This is a genomic window from Pseudomonas sp. FSL R10-2189 (genome assembly GCF_009600325.1).
Classification (GTDB): Bacteria; Pseudomonadota; Gammaproteobacteria; order Pseudomonadales; family Pseudomonadaceae; genus Aquipseudomonas; species Aquipseudomonas helleri.
In genome coordinates, this window is record NZ_WIVZ01000040.1 from 1 (window position 1) to 24,703 (window position 24,703).

Below are 24,703 nucleotides of genomic sequence, written 5' to 3' on the forward strand. Positions count from 1 at the left end.
CTGCTGCACCCGCCGCCCCGGCCGCAGCGCCAGGCCCGGCCAAGGAAACAGCGGCCATTTCGGGGCTGGCCAGCCTCGGCAACCCGCCACCGGAATACCCGTCCATCGCCTTGCGGCGTAACTGGGAAGGCTCGGTAGGGCTGCGGATCAAGGTGCTGCCTAACGGCCGCGCAGGCTCGGTAGAGGTCATCAAGTCCAGCGGCAAACAAGCGCTGGATGACGCCGCCGTCGCCGCTGTACGTAACTGGAAGTTTGTCCCGGCCAAACGCGGGGACACGCCCATAGAAGGGTTCGCCACCCAGACCATTGCTTTCAAATTGCCGGAATAACCCCGCCGGGTTCCGACACTTATTAATTAGCGCGTTATTTAACCGCAGTGCGAGGTATAGCCATGAACGAGTCTCTGTCTTCCATGATTGTCCCTGGGGTACTTTGGGCCTTGGTGCTTTTTTCGGTGGTGAGTTGGGCCTTGCTGCTCATCAAGTCATCGCAATACCTGCGTCAGAAAGCCCAGAACAACCAGTTCACCAAGGCCTTCTGGGCCGCCCCCGACCTGCTCACCGCCGCCGAACACGCCAGCCAGTACCCCGGCGCCCTGGCCCGCATCGCCAACAGCGGCTTTGAAGCCATGATTGTCGATGACACACCACGTACCACCCAGCAACTGGCCAACACCATCAACCGCGCCGATCGCCTGGAGCGCAACCTGCGCCAGCAAATCCAGAAAGAACGCCGCGCCCTGGAAAGCGGCCAGGCGATTCTCGCCAGTATCGGCAGCACCGCGCCCTTCATCGGCCTGTTCGGGACCGTCTGGGGGATTATGGAAGCTTTGCAAAGCATCGGCGCCAGCGGTTCCGCCAGCCTGGAAACCGTGGCCGGGCCCATCGGCCACGCCCTGATTGCCACCGGCGTGGGGATTGCCGTGGCCGTGCCTGCGGTGCTGATTTACAACTTCTTCCTGCGTCGCCTGAAAATGGCCTCGGCCACCATGGATGACTTTGCCCATGACTTCGACGCCCTCGCCCAGCGCAGCGCTTTCGCCATCGACCGCCAACCTATTTCCACCAAGCGCACCGCTGTGCGGGAGGCAAGCTGATGTCTTTCTCAACTCAAGACAGCGATGAAGTACTCAGTGAAATGAACGTCACCCCGCTGGTGGACGTGATGCTGGTACTGCTGGTGGTGTTCATCGTGACCACGCCGATGATGACCAATGCCATCAAGATCAACCTGCCCAAGACCGACGCCGTGGCCACCGAGAAAAAGAAAGACCCGGTGGTGGTCAGCGTGGATCAGGACGGCAAGTTCTTCCTGGCCAAGAACGAAGTGGCCCCCGAGCTGCTGGAAAAAAGCCTGCAGGACGTCAAGGCCCAGGACCCGGAAGTACGGGTTCAGCTCCAGGCTGACGAAGGCGTCAATTACGGGCAAGTGGCCAAGGCCATGGCCTCGATTGAGCGCTCGGGCATCACCAAGATTTCGGTGATGACTGCTCGGTAACGCTCACCTCTGCAGCCGCTGCTGAAGGTTGCGATAAGGGCCGAGGGACCTTCAAGCGGGTCGCTTCGCAACCCATCGCAGCCTGCGGCAGCGGCCACAGAGACCGACTTCCCGCTGTAACCATGCCGCGCGCGAACGCTGTCAGTCCGCGCAGGGGAGCGGCTTGCTTGAAAAAAGTGTTTTGCCACGGGTCGACACAACCCAACTGGAGTCATGAGGGCTCACAAGGCCATTCCAATAATCGTCTGAAAAAGTCGGAAATAACCATGCAGATGAAGAGTTCAGGTTTCACCCTCAAACCGCTCGTTGCAAGCTTGCAGCGCCATCGTTTTGTGCCGCTGTATCTGGTTGCTCTGGGGATGAGCGCAGGCCAGTTGCAGGCAGCAGAAGCCACCGTGTCCGACGATGCGGGCAGTGCCGTCAGCAGCGCCGCCGTGAGCGCCGATGCAACGGCCGCCCCCGCCCCTACCACGCAGCTGGACCGTGTTGAAGTGACCGGCTCGGCGATCCGCCGGGTTGACGCAGAAACCGCCGTGCCCATCACCATTCTGCGCGCCGATCAACTGCGCAACGAAGGTGTGACCACCACTGCAGAAGTCATGCAGCGGGTCACGGGCAACCAGTCCATTCGTAACTCGGCCAGTTCTGTAGGGGCAGGCACAGGCGGCTCAAGCTTTGCCGACATGCGCGGTATAGGTGCCAACAAAACCCTGGTGCTGCTTAACGGACGCCGTTTGGGCAACAACGCAATTGATGGCTCGGCCGTTGACCTGAACACCATCCCTTTCGCCGCGATTGACCGGGTTGAAGTCCTGCGTGACGGCGCATCGGCTTTGTACGGCACCGATGCGATTGGCGGGGTCATCAACTTCATCACTAAAAAATCCATGACCGACGGCACTCTCTCACTGGGCGGTGAAGGCGCTGACGCAAGCGGTGGCGGCACCTCAAAAGACATAAGCGCCAGTTGGGGCTATGGTGACCTGGACAAAGACCGATTCAACGTCATGGGTGTTGTCGGATACAACAAACAGGACGCTCTGCGGGCCAAGGACCGAACCTTCGCCACCAGCTACGCCCCGGGTCGTGGCCTGGATCAGACCTCGGGCACCTCCTACCCGTCCAACTACAGCCAGGGTGGCGTCAGCACTAACCCATTGTCAGCGGGTAACTGTAATGGTCCCGACCTGGTGGCACGCCAGGGCGTTTGCCGCTTTGATACACGTAATTACATCGACCTGCTGCCAGCGACTGAAAAGACCTCATTCTTTGGTAAAGCCACTGGCAAAATCACTGACGACGACAACGTCAATCTCGAATACTTCTTTGCACGCAACAATAACGCGACACAGGTCGGCCCTGCACCGCTGACGGGCATGACCATGGACCCGTCGTCCCCCTACTTCCCAGGTAATGGGATCACCCCGGCGTCAAGTAACCCCAACTTCGATCCGACCCAGCCAATCGACTTTAACTGGCGTGAAACCGCCGCCGGTGCGCGCGCCTCTAAAGACCAGAACACCAGCCAGCGTCTGGTGCTGAGCTTCGACGGCATCGCCAAGGGCTGGGATTACAACGTCGGCGCCTCGTACAACCAGAACAAGGTCATCTCCAGTGTCACTGGGGGATATGTCAGCGACGCCGCCATGATTGACGGCATCGCCGACGGCATCATCAACCCGTTCGGCCCGCAAAGTGCTGCTGGCCAGGCATTGATTGACGCCAATCGTTATCACGGCCAGTACTCGTCATCAGTAGGCCGGGTAACTGGAATTGACGGACGCATGAGCCGCGAAATCGGAGACTGGTTCGGTGCCGGTTCTTCAGGTCTGGCTATCGGTGGTGAATTCCGTCAGGAGAACTTCCATCAGAGCTATGAGCAATACGCAGCAGACATCTCCAGCCTGGGCGTCGACCCGGACGGCAGTGTCAAGGGTGATCGAACCGTGAAGGCGGTGTACACCGAGCTGAACGTACCGGTGCTGGACAGCCTTGAACTGTCGGCGGCCGTGCGTCACGACAAATACAGCGATTTTGGCAGCACCACCAACCCGAAATACTCGTTCCGTTATCAGCCGATCAAAGAACTGGTGGTGCGTGGCGCGTACAGCGAAGGTTTCCGCGCTCCGTCGCTGTATGAGCTGTACAACCCGCAATACACCACATTCACCCAGGGCTACTACAACGACCCGAAACTGTGTACCGGTGGCGTTGTACAACCTGGCGGCAATGCCGGTCGCGACTGCGGCCAGCAGTTCCATAACCGTACCGGTGGCAACACTGACCTGTCCCCAGAGAAGGCACGCAACCTCACCTTGGGTTTTGTCTACCAGCCGGTGCGCAACCTGTCGATGGGCCTGGATTTCTGGTGGATCCACATCGCCAACCAGATCGCCGAGTTCCCGGAATCCACCGTCTTTGATGACCCGAATGCGTATGCCGATCGCTATATCCGCAATGCTGACGGTTCGCTCAACTACGTTCAAACCGGCCTGGCCAACCTGGGCGCAGTAAAAACCAGCGGTGTTGACGTCACACTCGACTACAAGTTTCCGAACACTCCGTATGGCCAGTTCGGCCTGGGCCTGCAAGGCACCTACGTGTCGCGATATGACTACCAGACCACCATCGGCGGCGACTACACCGACAACGTCGGTGCATTTGAAGGTACTGGCATGATCGCGCGCTGGAAACACGTGCTGAGCGGTACCTGGAACCTGGGCCCTTACCGTGCTTCGTTGGTCAACCGCTTCACCAGCGGCTACAACGACTACGACACCGATACTCACTCGCGCGTAGCCTCTTACGCTCTGTGGGATATCTCGGGGGGCTACACCTTCAACAAAACCGTGGACCTGGATGTAGGGGTCAAAAACATGTTTGACCGCAACCCGCCGTTCTCCAATCAGGCTTACAACTTCCAGAGCGGTTACGACCCTCGTTACGCCGACCCGATGGGCCGTACCTTCTTCGCCCGTGCGACTTACCACTTCTAAGTGATAGCCCCCCTGTAGGAGCGAGCTTGCCTCGCGATCTTTTGACCTTCAATAAAGATCGCGAGACTCGCTCCTGCAGGGCTCCACACGCGGTACAAGGAAACCCCATCATGTCTTCACTCTTCCTGCCCCTGCTTCGCTCACTGCTGGTACCTGCGCTGTCATGCCTGTGCCTGAGTGTGAGCGCCGCGCCCAGCAAGGCGCTGACGGTGTACGGCGAAGCAGCCAAATACCCGGACAACTTCCAGCACTTCGATTACGTCAATCCCGGCGCGCCCAAAGGCGGCTCGCTGAGCCGGGCCTCGATGGAAATCGGCCAGTTCAACTACATCGTCCCTTACATCGACCAAGGCACCGGCGTTGCACAGGTCGATGACTGGTTGTACGCGCCCCTGGCGTTCCGTTCTCTGGACGAGCCTTACACGGTCTACGGCCTGATTGCGCAAAAGATGGAACGTGACCCGGACGGCCTCTGGGTGCGCTTTTACCTGAACCCCAAGGCCCGCTTTGCCGATGACACCCCCATCACCGCGCAAGACGTCGCCTTCACCTACAACACCCTGATGACCAAGGGCAGCCTGGGCTACCGCATGGTCTATGGCGAGGTCAAAGACGTGGTCATCGAAGGCCCGTTGCAAATCCGTTTCGACTTCAAGAACAACCAGAACCGTACTCTGGCCCTCGACCTGGCCAGCCTGCGGATCATGCCCGAACACTGGTGGAAGACCCGTGACTTCGCCACTGGCGGCGGCTTCGAACCCCCGCTGGGCAGCGGCCCGTATGCGGTGTCGCACGTCGACCCCGGCCGCAGCATCACCTTTGAGCGCAACAAAAACTGGTGGGCCAAAGACTTGCCGGTGAGCAAGGGCATGTACAACTTCGACCGCCTGACGGTGAACTTTTACAGCGACACCGACATCGCCCGGCAACTGCTCAAGGCCGGTGCGTTTGACTACAACCGCGAGTTCTCGGCCACCGGTTTCAGCATTGGCTACGACAGCCCGGCGCTGACCGACGGGCGCCTGCAACGCGGGGTGTTTGCCAAAGACAAACCGGGTGCTGCGCAAGGGTTTGCCTTCAACCTGCAAAACCCGTTTTTTCAGGACCGCCGCGTTCGTCAGGCGTTGAGCCTGCTGTGGGACTTTGAGTGGACCAACAAGCAGATGATGCGCAACTTCTATGTGCGCCAGCAGAGCTACTTCCCGAAGAGTGAAATGGCCGCCACCGCACTGCCCGATGCCCGCGAGCTGGAAATTCTCGAACCGCTGCGCGGCAAGATCCCCGACGAGGTGTTCACCCAGGTCTATCAGGCGCCGAAAACCGATGGCAGCGGCTACATCCGCGACAAACAGCTGCAAGCCCTGGCATTGCTCAAACAAGCCGGCTGGACACCCAAAGACAACAAACTGGTCAACGCCAAGGGAGAGCAACTGAGCTTCACCTTTCTCGACGGCCAGGGCGGCTTCGACCGCATGATCATGCCGTACAAGCGCACCCTGGCGCAGATCGGCATCAACATGGACATCCGCAAGATCGACTCTGCGCAGTACATCAACCGCCTCAACGCCCGTGACTACGACATGATCGTGGTGGGCTTCCCGCGCAGCGGCCAGCCCATCGTCTCGCCGGGCCGCGAAATGTACGACATGTACGGTTCCAGCAGCGCCACCCAGCCCGGCGCGTCCAACGCCTTTGTGCTGCGTGACCCGGCCGTCGACACCCTGCTGGACGGGCTGGTGCAAGCAAACAGCCGCGAGGAGATGGTGCATTACGCCCGCGCCCTCGATCGGGTCTTGCAGTGGGGTTATTACATGATCCCCAACTACTACTCCATCGGCACCCCGACCGTGTACCAGAACCGCTTCGGTCGCCCGGCGCTAGAGCCCAAGTACGACGAGGGCTTGAACACCTGGTGGGAAGTCAGCAAAACCGCGCAAAGCAACGCGCAGTTCAACAAGGCCAACGCGCCTGCTTCCAACACTCCGGCAGAGAATCATTAAGATGTGGCATTACATCAGTCGTCGCTTATTGCTCATCATCCCCACCCTGCTGTGCATTCTGGTGGTCAACTTTTTGATCGTGCAGGCCGCTCCCGGTGGCCCGGTGGATCAGGCCATTGCCCGCTTGCAGGGGTTCAGTGGTGCCTCCGTCGGCGGCGGTGGCGGCGAAATGGCCGCCCACAGCGCAGGCGCCAGCCGTAGCAGCCGCGGCCTTGACCCGGCCCTTATCGAAGAAATCACCAAACATTATGGCTTCGACAAACCGATGCACGAGCGCTTGTGGCTGATGCTCAAGAACTACGCGCAACTGGATTTCGGCAGCAGTTTTTTTCGCGGTTCCACGGTCACCGACCTGATCCTGCAAAAGCTCCCGGTGACGATTTCGCTGGGGTTCTGGGCCACGTTCATCACCTACCTGGTGTCGATCCCGCTGGGCATTCGCAAGGCCATTCACAACGGCAGTGCCTTTGACATGTGGACCAGCACCGCGATCATCGTCGGCTACGCCATGCCCGCGTTCCTGTTCGCCATTTTACTGATCGTGGTCTTCGCCGGGGGCAGTTACCTGAGCTGGTTCCCGATTCAGGGGCTGGTCTCGGACAACTTCGACAGCCTCAGCTTTTTCGGCAAGATCGCCGACTACCTGTGGCACATGGTGCTGCCGGTGAGCGCGCTGGTGATCGGCGGCTTTGCGACCCTGACCATCCTCACCAAAAACAGCTTTTTAAATGAAATCAGCCGCCAGTACGTGGTCACCGCACGGGCCAAGGGCTTGACCGAAAAACGCGTGCTCTACGGCCATGTGCTGCGCAACGCCATGTTGCTGGTGGTGGCCGGGATTCCCCAGGCGTTGATCGAGGTGTTTTTCGCCGGCTCCTTGCTGATCGAAACCATCTTCAACCTCGACGGCATTGGCCGTATGAGCTACGAAGCCGCGGTGTCACGCGACTATCCCGTGGTGTTCGGCACGCTGTTTTTGTTCACCCTGTTCGGGCTGCTGATCAAACTGATCGGCGATATTTGCTACACCCTGCTCGACCCCCGTATCGACTTCTCGGCGAGGAATGCCTGATGTTTACCCTCTCTCCTCTGGGCCGTCGACGCCTCGCCCACTTCAAGGCCAACCGCCGTGGCTGGTGGTCGCTGTGGTTATTTGTCGGCCTGTTTGTGCTGTGCCTGGGCGGCGAATTGATCGCCAACGACAAACCGCTGGCCGTGCACTACAAAGACCATTGGTACTTTCCGATTGTGTCGCACTACAGCGAAACCGACTTTGGCGGCGAGCTGCCTTTTGAGCCGGACTACAGCAGCGATTACGTACGCAAGTTGATCACCGACCAGGGCGGCTGGATGCTATTTGCGCCCATTCCGTTCAGCTACGACACGGTCAACTACGACCTCAAAGAACCGGCGCCCAGCCCCCCGAGCACCACCAACTGGCTAGGCACTGACGAACAGGCCCGTGACGTGCTGGCCCGGGTGATTTTTGGCGCACGAATTTCGATTCTGTTTGCCTTGATCCTCACCGCCGTCAGCGCCTTGATCGGCATTACCGCCGGTGCCTTGCAGGGCTTTTATGGCGGCCTGGTGGACCTCATCGGCCAGCGGCTGCAAGAAGTCTGGGCCGGGCTGCCGGTGCTGTACTTGCTGATCATTTTGTCGGGCTTTGTGGCACCGAGTTTTTGGTGGCTGCTGGGCATCATGGCGCTGTTCAGTTGGTTGGCCCTGGTCGACGTGGTACGCGCCGAATTTTTGCGCGGGCGCAACCTGGAATACGTCAAAGCCGCACGGGCGCTGGGGCTGACCAATGGCGCGCTGATGCGTCGGCACATTCTGCCCAACGCCATGACCTCGACCCTGACGTACATTCCGTTCATTTTGACCGGCGCGATTGCCACCCTCACCGCTCTGGATTTTCTCGGATTCGGCATGCCGCCCGGCACCGCCTCGCTGGGTGAACTGATCGGTCAGGCAAAGCGCAATCTGCAAGCCCCGTGGCTGGGCCTGACCGCGTTCTGCGTACTGGCACTGATTTTGTCGTTACTGGTGTTTATCGGTGAAGCCTGCCGTGACGCGTTTGATCCCCGGAGTTGAGATGAACGACACATTGATTGAAATACGTGACCTGCGCGTCGGCTTTGCCGGGCGTGAAGTGGTGCACGGCATCAACCTGGATATTCACCGGGGTGAGTGCCTGGCGCTGGTGGGCGAATCGGGCTCGGGCAAGTCGGTGACGGCGCACTCGATCCTGCGCCTGTTGCCGGGCAAGAGTGTGGAAACCCAAGGCAGCATCCGCTACAACGGCACCGACCTGGTAAACGCCAGCGACAGCCAGTTGCGCAGCCTGCGCGGCAATCGCATCGCGATGATTTTCCAGGAGCCGATGACCTCGCTCAACCCGCTGCACACGGTTGAAAAGCAAATCAGCGAAGTGCTGATCACCCACAAAGGCCTGAAAAAACGTGCCGCCCGTGAACGCACCCTGGAACTGCTGACCCTGGTGGGCATTCGCGACCCGCACAAACGCCTTAATGCGTATCCGCATCAGCTGTCTGGCGGCCAGCGCCAACGGGTGATGATCGCCATGGCGCTGGCCAACGAGCCTGAACTGTTGATCGCCGACGAGCCGACCACCGCACTGGACGTCACCGTGCAGCAGAAGATTCTGGAACTGCTGATCGACCTGCAACAGCGTCTGGGCATGTCGTTGCTGCTGATCAGCCACGACCTCAACCTGGTACGCAAAATCGCCCAGCGCGTGTGCGTGATGCGCGGCGGTGAAATTGTCGAGCAGGCCACCTGCGAGGATCTGTTTAAAGCCCCGCAACACCCTTACAGCCGCATGCTGATCGAGGCCGAACCCAGCGGCAGCCCGGTGCCCTGCGATTACCGGCACAACCTGCTGGAAGTCGACGACTTGAAAGTCTGGTTTCCCCTGCCCAAGCCCCTGTTCAGCCGCGAGCGGCATTACGTAAAGGCCGTGGACGGGGTCAGTTTTGAGCTGAAAAAAGGCAAGACCCTGGGCATTGTTGGTGAGTCCGGTTCGGGCAAATCCACCTTGGGCCAGGCGATCTTGCGGTTAGTGGAGTCCGAGGGCGACATCCGGTTTGGCAACAAACAGCTCAACCTGCTTAATCAGGACCTGCTTCGGCCGTTGCGTCGCCAAATGCAGGTGGTGTTCCAGGACCCCTTCGGCAGCTTGAGCCCGCGAATGTCGGTGCAGCAGATCATCAGCGAAGGCTTGCTGGCTCACGGCATCGGCACCGAACAAGAGCGTGAAGCCGCGGTGATTCGCGTGCTGCAAGAGGTGGGGCTCGACCCGGAGAGCCGCCACCGCTACCCGCATGAGTTCTCGGGCGGCCAGCGCCAGCGCATCTCTATCGCCCGGGCGCTGATCATGGAACCGGCCCTGATCCTGCTCGACGAACCGACCTCGGCACTGGACCGCACCGTGCAAAAACAAGTGGTGGATTTACTCCGTGACTTGCAGGCCCGGCACGGTCTGACCTACCTGTTTATCAGCCACGATCTGGCGGTGGTGCATGCCCTGGCCCACGACATGATCGTGATCAAGGACGGCAAAGTGGTGGAACAAGGTGACGCGCAAACCCTGTTCGGCAACCCGCAACACCCGTACACCCGTGAGCTGCTTCAAGCCAGCAGCGTGACGGTTTGAACCGGCTGTAGGAGCGAGCTTGCCTCGCGATCTTTTGATCTTTTAAAAGATCGCGAGGCAAACTTGCTCCTACAGACATATAAACAAATGGAATATTTAAATCGTTTTATATTCTTTTTTAAAAGCACATTTTCCTGCAAGACTCTCGTCATAAATCTTCTAACTCATGATGAGAACGAAATGAAAAAACTCACTGCCCTCACCGCGCTGACATTGGCTGTTTTGTCGGGCCTGGCCCACGCTGATCGTCTGGATGACATCAAAAAGTCCGGCGTACTGCGCGTGGCTTCGTTTGACAGCAACCCGCCATTCGGTTTTGTGGACGCTAAAAGCAAGCAAATCGAAGGTCTGGACGTGGACTACGCCAAGGCCATCGCCGACAAACTGGGCGTGAAACTGCAGCTGCAACCGACCAATCCGGCCAACCGCGTACCGCTGTTGCTCTCTAACAAGGTCGACCTGGTACTGGCCAACTTCACCATCACCCCTGAGCGCGCCGAACAGGTGAACTTCAGCATTCCGTACTTCGCCTCGGGCCAGCAATTTATCGTCAAAAAAGGCACCCTCAAATCCGAGCAAGACCTGAACAAATGGCGCGTTGGCGTCGACAAAGGCACGGTCAACGAAGGCGTGCTGCGCGAGAAATTCCCGGGCGCCAAAGTGATTGCCTACGATGACACCCCGTTCGCCTTCACCGCCCTGCGCAATGGCAACGTCCAGGCGATTACCCAGGACGGCCCAAAACTGATCGGCTTGCTGGCCAATGTGCCGGACAAAGACAAGTACGAAGTCCCGCCATTCACCATTTCCAATGACCTGATCGGCGTGGGCATTCCAAAAGGTGAACAGGCCCTGACCGACGTGGTCAACCAAACCCTGACCGAGCTTGAAGCCAAAGGCCAGGCGCAAAAAATTTATGACACCTGGTTCGGCCCGAACACCAAAACCCCGCTGACCCGCCTGTACAAAATCGGCGACAAGAGCTAAGTCGCGCTAGCAACACTGAATAACCCGTCACGGACAACCGGACGGGTTTGTTTGTTTCTGGATGGACGCTGTTTATGTTCGGTGAACTGCTTGCCCCGCAATACCTGCATTGGCTGTTCGATGGTTTTGTTCTCACCCTGATCCTATCGCTGTTGACCTGCCTGGTAGCCACCGGGCTGGGGTTTTTGCTGTGCCTGGCGAGGATCTCGCCCTCGCGCCTCTGGTCATGGCCCGCACGGGCATACCTGGCGCTATTTCGTAACACGCCGCTGCTGGTGCAGCTGTTTTTCTGGTACTTCGGGGTTACGGCGATGCTGCCCGAAGGCTTGGTGGTATGGCTAAACCAGCCGCGCAGTCTCGACCTGGGTCTGTTCGAGCTTGAATGGCCGTCCTTTGAGTTTCTCGCCGGTTTCTGGGGCCTGATGCTCTACACCGCGGCGTTTATTTGCGAGGAGTTCCGCGCAGGCGTCAGTTCGGTGCGCCTTGAGCAACGTGCCGCCGGGTTGGCGCTGGGCTTCAAACCGGCGCAAGTGTGGCGCTACATCGTCTTCCCGCAAGCTCTGCGCACCGCACTGGGGCCCCTGCTGGGGCAATACATGAATGCCCTGAAAAACTCGTCGCTGACCATGGCCATCGGCTTGGCGGAACTGTCTTATGCATCGCGTCAGGTCGAAACCGAAACCTTCAAGACCTTCCAGGCCTTCGGTTTCGCCACACTGCTGTATGTATTGAGCATCGCCCTGCTTGAAGTCATCGGGCAGTTGATTGCGCGCAGCAAGTGGTATCGGCAGGGAGTGCTCTAAGCCATGGACTTTTCGGTGATTAGCGACAACCTGTCGTACTTCTTGATCGGCGCCTACCCCAACGGCCCGCTGGGCGGGGCTGCATTGACGCTGGTGCTGAGCCTGTTTTCGGGAGTGATTTCGGCCATCTTGGGCCTGGTGCTGGGCATTGCCCTGGTGATGATTCGCTCCAGAGTGCGCTGGGTATTGCTCGGCGTATTGGGGTTTTTGCGAGCCATTCCGGTGCTGATGCTGATTTTCTGGAGCTACTTTCTGCTGCCGATTGTGTTCAATGTCGATGTACCGGCATTGGCCACCGTGGTCTGCGCCCTGTCGTTGATTGGCGGCGCCTACCTTGCGCATTCGGTGTACGCGGGCATCAGCAGTTTACCGGCGGGGCAATGGGCGGCGGGCAAAGCGTTGGGGCTGGGCACATGGCAAGTGTTGCGCTTGATCATCCTGCCGCAGGCATTGCCGATGATGCTGCCGTCGTTCCTCAACCAATGGATTTCACTGATCAAGGACACGTCGCTGGCGTACGTGATTGGCGTGGGTGAGTTGTCGTTTGTAGCGACCCAGGTCAGCAACCGGGTGATGGTGCACCCAACCGAGATCTACCTGTTTGTCGCGCTGGTGTACTTCGTGTTTTGCAGCAGCCTGGACCTGATTGCCAACCGGCTGATCAAGCCCAAGGCCCAGCCCCGATAACTGTTGTTACAACGTGCCATAACTATGTACCGCAGGCAAACGGCCAATAAGCGTTCCAATAGGTCATCGAAAGGTTTTGCCGGCCGAATTTCTCACAGCATGAAGCTGGATAGGCCGGCTGTAATAAAAGGAGTTTTACCTTGAACATGATCGACAACAACAATGACGCGCCAACGGTCGGTGGCAAAGCAGGCGCTGGCGCCTACAACGCTCAGGTGCGCGACTTTCTCAATGAACGACTCAAGCAGCACGGGACCGACTGCGAGCAACTCTACATCACCACGGTTCACAGTGCGAACGGGCCCAAAGTGACGTTCAGTCAAGACTTGCTTGCACTGGGCAATGACACCCTGGAGTGGGAGACCGTGCAAGCCTATGCCAAAGGTCTGGTGGGAATTTTCAGCAAGCAGTGGACATTCGAAGACGGGCACATATTCAGCAAACTGAGCGTCTCTGATGTTGAAGCGCTCATGCACGAATTGCTGGCAGAAGCCCGGAACAAATGGTTTGCCTGATCTAGACGCCTAGCGCTGCACAAATCCCTGTAGGAGCGAGCTTGCCTCGCGATCTTTTGATCGTTAAAAGATCGCGAGGCAAGCTCGCTCCTATCAAACATAAAATAAGTGATTGATTTTAAAGGCTTTGTAGGAGCGAGCTTGCTCGCGATCTTTTGATCTTGATCTAAAAGGCCCCATTAAACCACGCTGGCCGAACGCAGGTTTTGCGCAGTGGGTAACCCGGCAGGACGCCGGGTTAGCCGCGACACGGCCATGGATGGCCGATCGCGGCGGGCCTACGGAGCAAGGCCTGTGGTGAGGGCATGCCGAGCCAAAGCGAGGCACCGAGGGGTAGGGGCAAAAGCGTTTTGGTTACTTTGCCGCTTTTGCAAAGTGACGCGGCGTAAGGCCGGAACCCTAAGTGGCCGTTGCCGCAGCAACGGATATGTACTCAAGTCAAGAGCCCCCTCACCCTAGCCCTCTCCCGAAGGAGAGGGAACCGATTGGGGGATGCTGAAGATACTCGGCGGCCTGTTTGCTGCGCGACAGCGCGGCGTCGAAGACGGGGCGGCCCCTCCTGCAGCGTGATCTAATCGCACCACTCAGGTGCAAATGGGTGAGTGCGATAAAACTCACTCATTTTGAGCCGATCACGATTAAACCAGTCGTTGATCCAGTACTGGTATTGCTGCTGAATGCTAAGCACGTGCCAAGGGGTGCTCAGGGACTCAACCACAGCATGCGCGGCCATCATGCCCGTCATCAGTGCCTTAACTACGCCGTGCCCGGATGAAGGGTCCAGCACGAAAGCAGAATCACCCGCGATAAAAAAACCGTCGCCACAGGCCTGCTGGCAGAGACGCCACGTGACATCAGCACCGCGAACGGGGCCACTGGCACGCAACGGTTTGAAAACCGCTGGCGGGACAGCCTGATGGTGGCCCGCGTTGGTAAAACACAGGCGCGTCCAGTGGTAGAAATCGCTGCGAATCTTGGCCATCCAGTACCAGCCAAACGGATCAGCTTCTATCCCGCACACCTCAGCGCCTTCAGGCAAGTCGCCCGTTGCATAGCCATAGTGGGCGAGCAACCGGGGGGAATAGGTGCGCCAGGGCAAGCCCAGTTGGCGCGACAGCCAGCCATTGCCACCGCTGGCATCTATAACCCATGCCGCCAGCCTGTCACCTTGCGCCGTGCTGACGCCGCAAACCTGCTGCCGCTCACGAAGCACGCCCAGTACTCGACACGGCTGCACCACCTCAACGCCCAACCCGGCGGCACGGACCAGGAGCAAGCTGTCGAGTGTCTCGCGCGGGATTTGATACCCCAACGCCGGCCCGCTGGCGCTCTCACCAAACGCGCTAAACAACCGCTCGCCCGCCTATTTCACGGCATGGCCCGGGTGACGCAAAAAGCCGCCCTGGTTGATTGCTTGCGCGATGCCAAGTTGGTCCAGCACGGCTTCAACCCCGGGCGGCAACGTTTCTCCAGGACGAGTGCGAGGGAAAGCCGCTTGCTCCAGCAATGTCACCCGCAACCCGCGCTGCGCACATAAAATGGCGGCAGCCGTACCGGCCGGGCCGGCGCCAACAATGACCACATCCGGATCAGCCACGCGGTGTTATCAGCCACGGTTGGTCGTTGCGCTTTATCAGCAAGGACTCATCACCGATATAAAGCTCAACCAGTTCGAGTACCTCTATGTGCCGCTTGGTGTAATCGGCGGGGATCGATATGGTGCCGTAGCGGTAAATCCGAAAGAAAAACACCTGCTCCTGCAGCGTGGACCATGCTTTTAGATAGGCTCTTGGCAGCGACCAATCAACACTATTGACCGGCATGAAGGACAACACTGACCATTTGCCCTGCTCAAAACGGCTGCCACCCGCCCCTACTGCTGCGTAGGCTGACTGCATGGCCAGAATCCGCTGTTGATACTCAGCCTGGGAGGTCTGCCCTGTCAGGTGCAACGACAATTGCCCGTCCAGTGCATTGCGGGTGTAATCGCTGTACGCATACGCCGTGCATTCGACCACTTGACGCCCATCCACGATGATCAGGCGCGGCCCCGTCAGTCCATCCCACGAGGCTTGCCCCGATAACCCTATTTCGGTGTCCGTCAGTGGAATAATCGTCGGTTTTGGACCATAGGGTTCAAAGGTCCTTGCGCTGTCCGGGGTGACCGCAGGCCAATAGCCCCCTGCTGCCGAGCAGATCCGCACATCTTCTGTAAACGGGCTGCCCAGCAAATAAGCACACATGTATTTAGGCACCCATGCCTGACCATCACCGGCAATCTCCCAACCGGGGCTGAAGGTGCCCGCTGCCGTGTCGGCCAGACAGGACTGGCGTTTTGAGCTCGCCGAATCGCCAACGGCTTGCCCTTCATCCGAGGGTGATCCCTGGGTCAACACAGCGGTAATGCTTATGTCTTCGAGGACAAAATGCCCGCCCGCCAGGTCAGGATTGCCCGCAACTCGTCGCTCAGAAAGCGCCGCTAATGCGGCGTACCAGATCCGTTCGGGGAAGCCTTGCTGTTGTTCCCATTCACCCAATTGAGCTTGCCCGCAGGCCGGGTAGAAATCGGGCGCGGCCAGAATCGAATACGCCGCCACGTTTAGCCCGATAGCGGTACTCAAGGCTGGGCAATCGGCCTTGATCCAGCCCTCGGCGGTGAAGTCGATAAAGTGCAGCGCGCGATAGTTGCCTGCCTCGACAATCGCCTCGACGTCCGGTTCATTGTTTAAATCGCGAACCGTACCGTCGTCCAGCAGTTGAAAGCGTTTATTGATGATGTAGTTAAACCTGGCATTGGGCGGAACACTGAAAGAAACCGGCTGGCCCTGGTATTCAGCGGGCTCAACCAGTCGGGATTTCGCAACCGGCACGCATAAACCCGGCCCGAATAGCTGACTGTCCGCCCACTGTGCTAGCGCCTGAGTCTGTACGAAGGGTGGCTTCGAGAGATCGGGCTCGAACCAGTCCGCCTCCTGGCCTCTACGCAGATGAAACTGGCGCAGCTTTTCATTGACGTGAAAAGCCTCCAGGTCCACTTGAAGATCAAAACCGGCAATGCATTGCGTACCGTTGAACACTTTGTGCAAGGGTCGCCAAAAATCCAGTTTGTCATCCCCTTCGCCCCATCCCGGCCCCGTCTGCCCTTTTTCACGCACGGCCACATAGACACCAAAGCGCGCAGGGATAACCCGCATAGCCTGTGGCTGCGCCTCGACAAAAGGGGTGAATCCGCGCAATTGGGGGTCGTACAGGGCAGGCGCAGTGCCGACGCGGGCAATGCCTGTGCGTCAAAAGCACAGGTCGGCATGCTGGTGGTGAGGGGTATCGGCACGGGGACGATACTCGGTGGCAAACACCACCAGCCCCAAGGTCGCGTTGGCGCCTGCCTGGTCCTGTAGCGCTTCAAGGGTAGGCAGGGCAACACCATAGACGTAGTTGAGCAGTGTCTCGAGTTCTGCCGCAGTGGCAAAGTCGGTCAGTGCATCACCATTGGCGGCATACAGCACATTGGGCGAGGCCAAGGCGTGGTAGAGCAAACTGCGTGCAGGGTTGCCGGCTTCGATGGCCTGTGTGCCCTGCAACGAAAAGTCTTCAAAGCCTTTAACCGAACGGTCAACCGCCAACGCCTTGCTCAATTCTTCAGCCAGCGGGCGGGCCTGAATATCCAGACCGTGCAGCAACAACAGGTCATGCCAGCCCAAAGGCGCCAAGCGCTCGCACAGGCCTTGAACTTCATCAATCAGGGACATACTGAAGCACTCCGCGAAATGACCGAAAACTGAGTCTGTTTGACTCAAGAGATTCGGTCATTTGCGCGGGGCTGCCTACCTGTAAAAAATACCTAAACAGACCAACGGTAAAGGCTCAACATTTCGATTACCGCCCACAGTGGGACGAACCCTAGCGGTAACCACACCGCCAGCCGTGCGCGGTACGGCAACAACATCAGCAACGCAAAGCCACTGAGCGAGATCAGGCCAAACCAGCCAATGGGACCCATTGCCCAGCCCCAGGCCATGCCGCAAAAATAGAAGCTCAACGCCAGACTCAACCACCCTGCCCCGCGTAAAGTGCGACGCAGCCCGGCTGACGGCGGTTTGTTCCAGACTTGCTTGTAATGCCGCTCTAGCCCTTGGCACAGGGCAAGCATGCCGATATAGGCAAAAGCCCAGGCCGCAATGTAATTTGCCAGCATCTCAGTTCACCTCCGCCAGCACCGTTGCCTTTTTACGCGGCACCCGCTCGACTTGCGGTTGCGAGACTTTCCAGCACGCCCACAACAACACGCCGCCCAGAGCCATGGTGGTGAGTTCAACGCCCATGCGGCTGTGCAACGCCCACGAATGATCAACGGTCAGCAGGCTCACCAGCGGCAAGCTCAGGCACATCCCCCCCGCCAGCCCCAGTTGCTCACGCCAGGCATGCATGCGCGGGCGCAGCAAGGCATGCACCAGGGTCAATGCCCACACCCCAAAGAACACCGTCAACTCCGCATCCGGGCGCTCAGCCATGCCCACCGGCAGCAGGTGATTACCCCACAGGTAAGCGATACAGGCCAGGCTCAAGCCCGCCATCACCGTGACGTTAACGGCCTCGATCACCCGGTAAAGCACTTGGGCTACCCGGCCTTCGCTGGCGTATTTACGGCGCCGTTTTACGGTGAACAGCACCAGCCCGGTGGCGATCATGGCGCTGCTGATCAACCCGCAAATGAAGTACACCCAGCGCATCGGGTAACCGCCGAACTGCGCAAAGTGCATACCGGAAATCACTCGGTGCGTGAGCACCGAGGCGCGCATCTCGGTCGGCCCGGACAGTTGCTCGCCCGTGACCCCGTCAAACCGCATGCCGCCACCTTTGATCAGGGCAATGCGGTTGCCCAGAATCGGCCGGATCTGAATCTCGGCATTACTCATGCCAGGGTTGGTAATGCTCACTCCGCTCAGCGGCCCCATCACGTCGCGGGCTTTGGCCAGCAAAGGCCCGATAGCCACCAGCAGTGCCGGTTCGGCCTGCGCCGGGTGTTTGACATCGACCACCGCAGGCGCAGGATCCTGGGCCTTGAAAAACGCGTCGCGACTGCCATCAAACAGCGCGTCCATGGCCGCTGGCATGTAGATCACCAGAAAAATCGCCAACCCGCTGTAGGTAATCATCAAGTGAAACGGCAACAACAGCACGGCGCTGGCGTTGTGCGCGTCGAGCCACGAACGCTGGCCTTTGGCGGGGCGAAAGGTGAAGAACTCCTTGAAGAATTTTTTGTGGATCACGATGCCGCTGATCAACGCCGCCAGCATGCCCATAGCCAGCGCACCGACCACATAAATCCCGAGCATGCCGGGCATGAACAAGGTGAAGTGGAACAGAAAAAAGAAGCGCCCGCCCGCCGACTCGCGTACCGGCAAGACTTCACCGGTGTTGGGGTCCAGGGTTACCGATACGCCGTCGCGACGCCCGCCGGTCGAGGCGCGCAACTCGGGCGAGCGGTCATAGGGCAGGCTCACGCCCCATTGTTTGGCGTTGGGCTCATGCTCGCGCAAGTAGCTCAAGCCACGCTCCACGGCCTGTTCGTCCGTCAAGTGATGGGCGGGCAGCTCCGGGTGCATCCAGTTGTCGATCTCTTGATCGAACACCGCCAGGCTGCCGGTCAGAAAGATCGCAAACAACAACCAGCCTACGATCAGCCCACCCCAAGTGTGCAGCCAGGCCAGAGATTGGGTGATGGTCTGTTTCATCCGAGTCGCTCCAGCAGTTGCGGCCAAAAACCGATCGCGGCCAATGGCAGCGCCAGCACGGCCCCCATCCAGGCCGACCACTGATGACGCGCCATAAAGGCCCACAAAATGGCGCAGGTGTAGATGGCGAACGACAACAGGCTGGCAACCAGCATTGAGTCCACGTTGTCCATTGGCAACAGCCGCGCCAGCGCCGCCGTAAAAGCATAGGTAAACACATAGCCGCCCACCATGGCGGCCAGTGCGCGAGACAGAATCGGCAGCCATGCCGACGATGCAAGTTTCATCTGTTCAATCCTTCATCAGCCCAAGCCACGGTTTTGCCAGAGCCCAATGTGACAACGGCGCGACACCTGCAAAGGATGTCGCGCCTGTTATTGCCTGCACCCAAACAGCGGTCAGGCCAATGCTGTGATCAGAACGAAGTGGTCACCGACGCAAAGTAGGCACGGCCCGCTTCGTTGTAGGTCTGGGCGCCCGCCTCGTCAGCGTTGCCCTTGCGGTACAGCTGCTTGTCGAGCAGGTTGTTGATGCCCACCCGCACGCTCAGATTTTTGTTGAACTCATAGCCGCTGCTCAGCCCCACCAAGCCATACGGGTCAACCGACTGCTGCACCGATTTGTCCAGCGACTCGTTGGCGCGCATGTTGTATTTGGGCGCCTTCTGCTCGCCGTAGTACGTGCCGCTGACCTGGAACGAAAGCTGCTCGGTGGCGTACCAGTCCAGGGTGGTGTTGAGCGTGTACTTCGGAATGATACTCAATGGCTCGCCGGTTTTCTTGTCTTTGCTGTCGATCATGTAGGTCAGGTTGGTGTTCCAGTCCAGGTCCTTGCGCAGGTTGACGAACAGGTTGCCCTCAACCCCTTGCACGATGGCCTTGCCGCTGTTTTCCCACTGCAATACACGACGGCCGTTGGGCAGACGGAAAGCGGATTCGTTGCTGGCATTGATCTTGTTCTGGTAGTCGTTACGGAAGTACGTCGCGCTGGTGCGCCAGTTGCCTTTGTCGAATGCCAGACCGATCTCTTTGTTGATGCTGATTTCCGGTTTGAGATCCGGGTTACCCACCAGGTAGCAACCTCCCAGATTGACTTCTACCGAGCTGCAACCGTTACCACGGCTGTACAACAGATAGTTGGGGTTGGACTGGTACAAGTTCGGGGTTTTGTAGGCCCGGGCAATACCGCCTTTGAGGCTCAGTTCATCAGTGATCTGGTGCGAAGCGTTGAGGCTCGGGCTCCAGTTGCCGCCAAACTTGTCGTGGTGGTCGTAGCGCAGGCCCGGCGTCACGATGGTTTTGGACCCGGCTTCGAGGTTGTCCTCAACGTAGAACGCGTAGCTGTTGGCGGTGGACTTGGTCTGTGTGCGGTCAGTGCCCGGAATACCGGCAGTACCGTCAGCGCCCGGGTCCCAGCTTTGCGGACGCAACGAGCCCGGATCATTCAGCGACTCGTACAGGTATTCGCCGCCCAAGGTCAGTACCTGATGGGTGTAGAAGTCCAGCGGCAAGTTGGCTTCAGCCTTGGCCCGGGTGTTGCGCAGGCGCGACTGGAAGCTGCCGGCCGACTCAGACGGTGCGCCTTCACCGTAGCCCGCCAAGCCTTCGTTCAAACGCGAGTTGCGGGTCAGGTCATGGCTGAGCATGGCCATGGTGGTGCCCCAGTCAAACGAGCCATTGTGGGTGGCCGAAAACATGCTGCGTTGCAGCACCGAGGTTTCTTTGCCGTACAGGCTGTTAACGAAATCCCCCCCGCTGTTGAGCATGGTGTCGCCCGCGTAGATATTGCCCTGGCGGCTGTAGCTGGCCTCAAGGTCCAGGGACTGTTCCGGGGTGAACTGCCAGCTCAACAAGCCGTTGACGTCTTTATTGCGCACGCCTTCTCGGCCTGCCACCACGCTGTCTGCGTAGGCCTGCTCGCTGGTGTTGATGCGCGCGTCATCCGCGTCGGTTTTGCTCAAGCCGCCATACACGCGAAACACCAGGTCGTCGGTGATCGGGCCGCTGAGGTTGAAGTTGGTGCGCTTGCTGATGCCTTCTGCGCTGTCATCCGGTGACAGGTAGTAGGCCGTCAAAGAGCCACCGAGCTTGTCGGTCGGGCGCTTGGTGATGATGTTGACCACCCCGCCCATCGCCCCGGAACCGTAACGGGCAGCCGCCGGGCCGCGGAGGATTTCGATACGTTCCACTTCTTCGGCCGGTACCCAGTTGGTTTCGCCACGGGTATCGCGGTCGCCGCTCCAGCCGTAACGCTGGGCGTTGCGTGAAGAAGACGGCTTGCCGTCGATAAGGATCAAGGTGTTTTCCGGGCCCATACCACGCAAGTCAATCTGGCGGTTGTTACCGCGTGCGCCACTGGAACTGTTGCCGGTGAGGTTAACCCCGGGCTCACGACGAATGATGTCGGAGAGATCATTGGCCGGCGGACGTTTTTTAATGTCTTCAGCAGTAATGATCGACACGCCCGGCGCCTGCTTGAGTTCTTCAGCGGCGGTGCCCAACACGCGGGTTTCATCCAGTTGCAGTGCCTGCTTGCTGCCATCTACCGGCAGATCGCTGGCCTCCACGGGCACTTCATCGCGTTCACGCTCCAGCGCATCGGCAAGCAAGGTCGGTGAAGCCAGTGCGGCCACAATAGCCAGTGAAAATTGACTGCGTTTGAATCGAGACGACATGTCCAGTTGATCCCTTAACAATGGAGTGTGCTCAGCAGGCCAGGGCTGGAATGGCTGGGCACGATTCCCTCAAAGGATCTCGTCTTGCTTGGCTCACCCCGGCGCTGCCAGGGCGACAATAGTAACCATTCTCAATTGAGAGTAAAGCGCGAATGACAATTATCCTCATTTATAAGTTCCTCAAACCCTTTGTTTTAGAGCCTCACCCTGCAAAAAATAATTTAAAACTGATTGCCAAACGCGTCACATCCTGAGAAAAACCGCGCAATCTCAGCTCGCCTCGCGAAAGATCAAAAGATCGCGAGGCAAGCTCGCTCCTACACGGTTTACTTTCGAGTCCTGCACCATGAATAACGAACTACAGATCACCGACCTCGTACTTGGCGAAGGCAAAGCTGCCGTTAAAGGCGCCCTGATCACCACGCACTACACCGGCTGGCTCGCAGATGGCACGGTCTTCGACTCCTCCCATGAGCGCGGCAAGCCGTTCCAGTGCGTTATTGGCACAGGCCGCGTGATTAAGGGCTGGGACCAGGGCCTGATAGGGATGAAAGTGGGCGGCAAGCGCAAACTGCAAGTTCCGGCGCACTTGGCCTATGGTGAAAGAAGCATGGGCAAGCACATCACACCGAACTCGGACCTCACGTTTGAGATCGAACTGCTGGAAGTGCTGACACGAGACGATTGATACATCAACACATCGTTCTATTTTTTGGGGAGTTAAGCGTTAGTGAATCGATTTTTCATGCAGGTATTAACGCTTTCTTTGCCCATTGTGATCGCCGGGTGCAGCAGCCAAAGCACCCAGACGCTGCCCGGCCGCACGCCCGAACAGGCGCGTGCGCGGTTGCTTCAACTGCTGCCCGCCAACGTTGCGGATCGCCAGGGTTGGGCCAACGACATTTACACCGCTTTCGCCGCGCAAAAGCTTGAGCCCAACGACGAAAACCTGTGTTCGGTGCTGGCCGTGACTGAGCAGGAATCGACTTTTCAAGCTGACCCGCCGGTGCCCAACCTGGCAAAAATCGCCCGCAGCGAAATCAATCGGCGCGCGGGCAAGCTGCACATCCCGGAGTTCGTGGTGCGCAGCGCGCTGAATATCACCTCGCCAACGGGCAAAACCTATAACCAGCGCCTTGATGCGGCACGCACCGAAGGCCAGTTGAGCGCCATCTTCGATGACTTTATCGGCATGGTGCCGTTGGGCAAAAACCTGTTTGGCAGCCTCAACCCGGTGCATACCGGCGGGCCAATGCAGGTGAGCATCGCCTTTGCCGAGAAACACGCCCAGGATTACCCCTACCCGATACCCGGCACGATCCGCCAGGAAGTCTTTACCCGTCGCGGCGGCATGTACTTTGGTACCGCCCACTTGCTCGGCTACCCGGCCGACTACACGCAATCGCTGTATCGCTTTGCTGACTTCAATGCGGGCTGGTACGCCAGTCGCAATGCCGCGTTTCAGAATGCCGTGAGCCAGGTGTCTGGCATACAGCTGGCACTGGATGGCGACGTGACCATCCCCGGCTCTTACGCCGTAGGCTCCACCGAACGCGCCGTTCGCGTGCTGGGCAAGCAACTGGGTCTGAGCGATAACCAGATCCGCCAGCAGTTGCTCAAAGGCGCCCGCCTTGAATTTGAACAGACCGAGGTCTATCGCAAAATCTTTGCCTTGGCCGACCGCCAACAGTCCAAACCGCTGCCCCGCGCCGTGTTGCCGGGCATCACCCTGCAAAGCCCTAAAATCACCCGCAACCTCACCACCGCCTGGTTTGCCCAGCGTGTTGATGAACGCCGCCAGCGGTGTATGAACAAGGCCAAGTCGCTGCCCAACACATAAAGCAATGGATTACCCAGTTCATATGCGGATACATTCGTTGTAATTATCCAGATACGGTGTAGCCTCCAAGGTATCAACGCCTTGGAGGCCACCATGCATTTAGTCGCCCACAACACCCGGCCCGATATCACCAGCGGTGATGCGGGCCGTGTCGCCCTAACGTTCTTCTTCAATTTGATGGAGCACTGGGGTTGCAGCAAAGATCAGCAATGCACCCTGCTCGGCGCTATCGGCAACACCACGTACTTCAAGTACAAAAAACTGCCGAATGTCCGTCTGCCCCACGACACCCTTGAGCGTATCTCGTACCTGATGGGCGTGCACAAAGCGCTGCGCATCCTGTTCAGCAATCAGCCCGAGCGGGCTTACGAGTGGGTCCACAAAGCCAATAACACAGCGCCATTCAACGGCCAAAGTGCGTTGAGCTACATGCTCGGCGGTCAGGTCGTCGACCTCGCAGATGTGCGCCGCTATCTGGACGGGGTGCGGGGCTGATGCCAGACACTCCGTTGTTATGCGTGTTACCCGAGTGGAACAACGCTTATCGCATCATCAACAGTGCGTTCCCGCCCATTTCGGTGTTTGAGGACACCCTTGACCCGGCCGATCTGGACATCGCCTTTGCCCTCGAAAGCCTGACCAATGACCGCCTGCGCGACCAGGCCGGGGTCCTTAACCGCGTGCATCCACAAGACCGCCTGTGTGGTGAAGGCTCGACCCCGATCATGGCGGCTTTTACCCATATCGGTCGTGCCAGCCGCTTCACCGATGGCAGTTACGGGGTTTATTACTGCGCCAACAGCCTTGACGCCGCCATCGCCGAGACCCGCTTTCATCAGGAACAATTCTGGCGCGCCACCCAAGAGGCGAGCATCGAGATCACCCTGCGCACCTACATCAACACCGTGCTTGAGCCAATGATCGATGTACGCGCCGAACCTGGCTTGCACCACCCTTCTCTGTCCAGTTATGGCACGTCGCAAGCCTTTGCCAAACAACACCGCGAGGCCTCGGCCTGGGGGCTGCTGTACAACAGCGTGCGCCTTGCCGGCCATGAATGCGTAGCAGCCTTTCGCCCGCCTGCGCTTTCGATTCCACGCCAAGGCCCGCATTTTCGCTATGTGTGGGATGACAAAACTCAGACCATCACCTGGGTGCTGCAAGTGAGCGAAGTCACGTTCTGATCACGTCGCTGTAAAACTTGGTAACAGGGGGTTTATTTCACCCTCACAACTCGCCTATCGTCAGTGCATGGCCGAAGTGGATGAGCAGGACCGGCGCGGGCGCCACAGC

At 58.9% G+C, this 24,703-nt stretch carries 24 protein-coding genes; 16 read left to right on the top strand and 8 right to left on the bottom strand.

The window, feature by feature from the left end; genetic code table 11:
- The 12 genes from GHO32_RS22130 to GHO32_RS22185 form a co-directional block, all read left to right on the top strand.
- Positions 1–329 (top strand): energy transducer TonB (locus GHO32_RS22130; protein WP_153330804.1); only part of this gene is annotated, 329 nt, incomplete at its 5' end.
- 62 nt (positions 330–391) lie between these two features.
- Positions 392–1,096 (top strand): MotA/TolQ/ExbB proton channel family protein, encoded by a 705-nt coding sequence (locus GHO32_RS22135; RefSeq protein WP_153335769.1) that lies wholly within the window; start codon positions 392–394, stop codon positions 1,094–1,096.
- Positions 1,096–1,497, top strand: a complete 402-nt coding sequence (locus tag GHO32_RS22140; protein WP_048369966.1) for a biopolymer transporter ExbD — start codon at positions 1,096–1,098, stop codon at positions 1,495–1,497. The genes GHO32_RS22135 and GHO32_RS22140 overlap by 1 nt, the downstream gene beginning before the upstream one ends.
- Positions 1,498–1,763: 266 nt before the next feature.
- The gene (locus tag GHO32_RS22145) at positions 1,764–4,493 is read left to right on the top strand and encodes a TonB-dependent receptor (protein ID WP_153335770.1); all 2,730 of its coding nucleotides are present in this window, start codon (positions 1,764–1,766) and stop codon (positions 4,491–4,493) included.
- 110 nt (positions 4,494–4,603) lie between these two features.
- A complete protein-coding gene (locus GHO32_RS22150; protein WP_153335771.1) occupies positions 4,604–6,493 on the top strand; it encodes an extracellular solute-binding protein in 1,890 nt (629 codons plus the stop codon).
- A gap of 1 nt (position 6,494) precedes the next feature.
- Positions 6,495–7,565, top strand: a complete 1,071-nt coding sequence (locus tag GHO32_RS22155) for a microcin C ABC transporter permease YejB (RefSeq protein WP_048369962.1) — start codon at positions 6,495–6,497, stop codon at positions 7,563–7,565.
- A complete protein-coding gene (locus tag GHO32_RS22160; RefSeq protein ID WP_123748842.1) occupies positions 7,565–8,587 on the top strand; it encodes an ABC transporter permease in 1,023 nt (340 codons plus the stop codon). Before GHO32_RS22155 ends, GHO32_RS22160 begins: the two co-directional genes overlap by 1 nt.
- Before the next feature lies 1 nt (position 8,588).
- Positions 8,589–10,169, top strand: coding sequence for an ABC transporter ATP-binding protein (locus GHO32_RS22165; protein ID WP_153335772.1), 1,581 nt, complete (start codon positions 8,589–8,591; stop codon positions 10,167–10,169).
- A 180-nt stretch (positions 10,170–10,349) separates the two neighbouring features.
- Positions 10,350–11,156 carry an ABC transporter substrate-binding protein gene (locus GHO32_RS22170; protein WP_153335773.1) on the top strand — a complete coding sequence of 269 codons (807 nt, stop codon included), beginning with the start codon at positions 10,350–10,352 and terminating at the stop codon, positions 11,154–11,156.
- 74 nt (positions 11,157–11,230) lie between these two features.
- The gene (locus tag GHO32_RS22175) at positions 11,231–11,959 is read left to right on the top strand and encodes an amino acid ABC transporter permease (RefSeq protein ID WP_048369957.1); all 729 of its coding nucleotides are present in this window, start codon (positions 11,231–11,233) and stop codon (positions 11,957–11,959) included.
- Between the two features lie 3 nt (positions 11,960–11,962).
- Positions 11,963–12,646 carry an amino acid ABC transporter permease gene (locus GHO32_RS22180; RefSeq protein ID WP_153335774.1) on the top strand — a complete coding sequence of 228 codons (684 nt, stop codon included), beginning with the start codon at positions 11,963–11,965 and terminating at the stop codon, positions 12,644–12,646.
- 140 nt (positions 12,647–12,786) lie between these two features.
- Positions 12,787–13,161: a hypothetical protein gene (locus GHO32_RS22185; RefSeq protein WP_153335775.1), complete on the top strand. Its 375-nt coding sequence runs from the start codon at positions 12,787–12,789 to the stop codon at positions 13,159–13,161.
- 571 nt (positions 13,162–13,732) lie between these two features.
- On the opposite strand, the gene GHO32_RS22190 is transcribed toward GHO32_RS22185, so the two are convergent.
- The 8 genes from GHO32_RS22190 to GHO32_RS22225 all read right to left on the bottom strand — a co-directional run bounded on the left by GHO32_RS22190 (position 13,733) and on the right by GHO32_RS22225 (position 21,570).
- A complete protein-coding gene (locus GHO32_RS22190) occupies positions 13,733–14,512 on the bottom strand; it encodes an NAD(P)/FAD-dependent oxidoreductase (protein WP_153335776.1) in 780 nt (259 codons plus the stop codon).
- A gap of 12 nt (positions 14,513–14,524) precedes the next feature.
- The gene (locus GHO32_RS22195) at positions 14,525–14,758 is read right to left on the bottom strand and encodes an FAD-dependent oxidoreductase (RefSeq protein WP_153335777.1); all 234 of its coding nucleotides are present in this window, start codon (positions 14,756–14,758) and stop codon (positions 14,525–14,527) included.
- Positions 14,751–16,355: a hypothetical protein gene (locus GHO32_RS22200; protein ID WP_153335778.1), complete on the bottom strand. Its 1,605-nt coding sequence runs from the start codon at positions 16,353–16,355 to the stop codon at positions 14,751–14,753. Before GHO32_RS22200 ends, GHO32_RS22195 begins: the two co-directional genes overlap by 8 nt.
- 93 nt (positions 16,356–16,448) lie before the next feature.
- Complete coding sequence (locus tag GHO32_RS22205; protein ID WP_153335779.1) at positions 16,449–16,910, bottom strand: hypothetical protein; 462 nt, start codon at positions 16,908–16,910, stop codon at positions 16,449–16,451.
- A gap of 92 nt (positions 16,911–17,002) precedes the next feature.
- On the bottom strand, positions 17,003–17,356 hold the full coding sequence (locus GHO32_RS22210; protein ID WP_153335780.1) for a DUF3325 domain-containing protein: 354 nt from the start codon (positions 17,354–17,356) through the stop codon (positions 17,003–17,005).
- Position 17,357: 1 nt separating this feature from the next.
- Positions 17,358–18,896, bottom strand: coding sequence for a PepSY domain-containing protein (locus tag GHO32_RS22215; RefSeq protein WP_153335781.1), 1,539 nt, complete (start codon positions 18,894–18,896; stop codon positions 17,358–17,360).
- Complete coding sequence (locus tag GHO32_RS22220) at positions 18,893–19,183, bottom strand: hypothetical protein (RefSeq protein WP_048369950.1); 291 nt, start codon at positions 19,181–19,183, stop codon at positions 18,893–18,895. The genes GHO32_RS22215 and GHO32_RS22220 overlap by 4 nt, the downstream gene beginning before the upstream one ends.
- A gap of 128 nt (positions 19,184–19,311) precedes the next feature.
- A complete protein-coding gene (locus GHO32_RS22225; RefSeq protein ID WP_153335782.1) occupies positions 19,312–21,570 on the bottom strand; it encodes a TonB-dependent siderophore receptor in 2,259 nt (752 codons plus the stop codon).
- 346 nt (positions 21,571–21,916) lie between these two features.
- Between GHO32_RS22225 and GHO32_RS22230 the strand changes: the two genes are divergently transcribed.
- The 4 genes from GHO32_RS22230 (at position 21,917) to GHO32_RS22245 (ending at position 24,594) form a co-directional block, all read left to right on the top strand.
- Entirely contained in the window at positions 21,917–22,258 is a 342-nt protein-coding gene (locus tag GHO32_RS22230; RefSeq protein ID WP_153335783.1) for an FKBP-type peptidyl-prolyl cis-trans isomerase, read from the top strand.
- 57 nt (positions 22,259–22,315) lie between these two features.
- Entirely contained in the window at positions 22,316–23,410 is a 1,095-nt protein-coding gene (locus GHO32_RS22235; protein ID WP_153335795.1) for a DUF1615 domain-containing protein, read from the top strand.
- Between the two features lie 93 nt (positions 23,411–23,503).
- Positions 23,504–23,905 carry an MbcA/ParS/Xre antitoxin family protein gene (locus GHO32_RS22240; RefSeq protein ID WP_048369946.1) on the top strand — a complete coding sequence of 134 codons (402 nt, stop codon included), beginning with the start codon at positions 23,504–23,506 and terminating at the stop codon, positions 23,903–23,905.
- Positions 23,905–24,594: an RES family NAD+ phosphorylase gene (locus tag GHO32_RS22245; RefSeq protein ID WP_178113925.1), complete on the top strand. Its 690-nt coding sequence runs from the start codon at positions 23,905–23,907 to the stop codon at positions 24,592–24,594. Before GHO32_RS22240 ends, GHO32_RS22245 begins: the two co-directional genes overlap by 1 nt.
- The last annotated feature ends 109 nt before the right edge of the window (positions 24,595–24,703 follow it).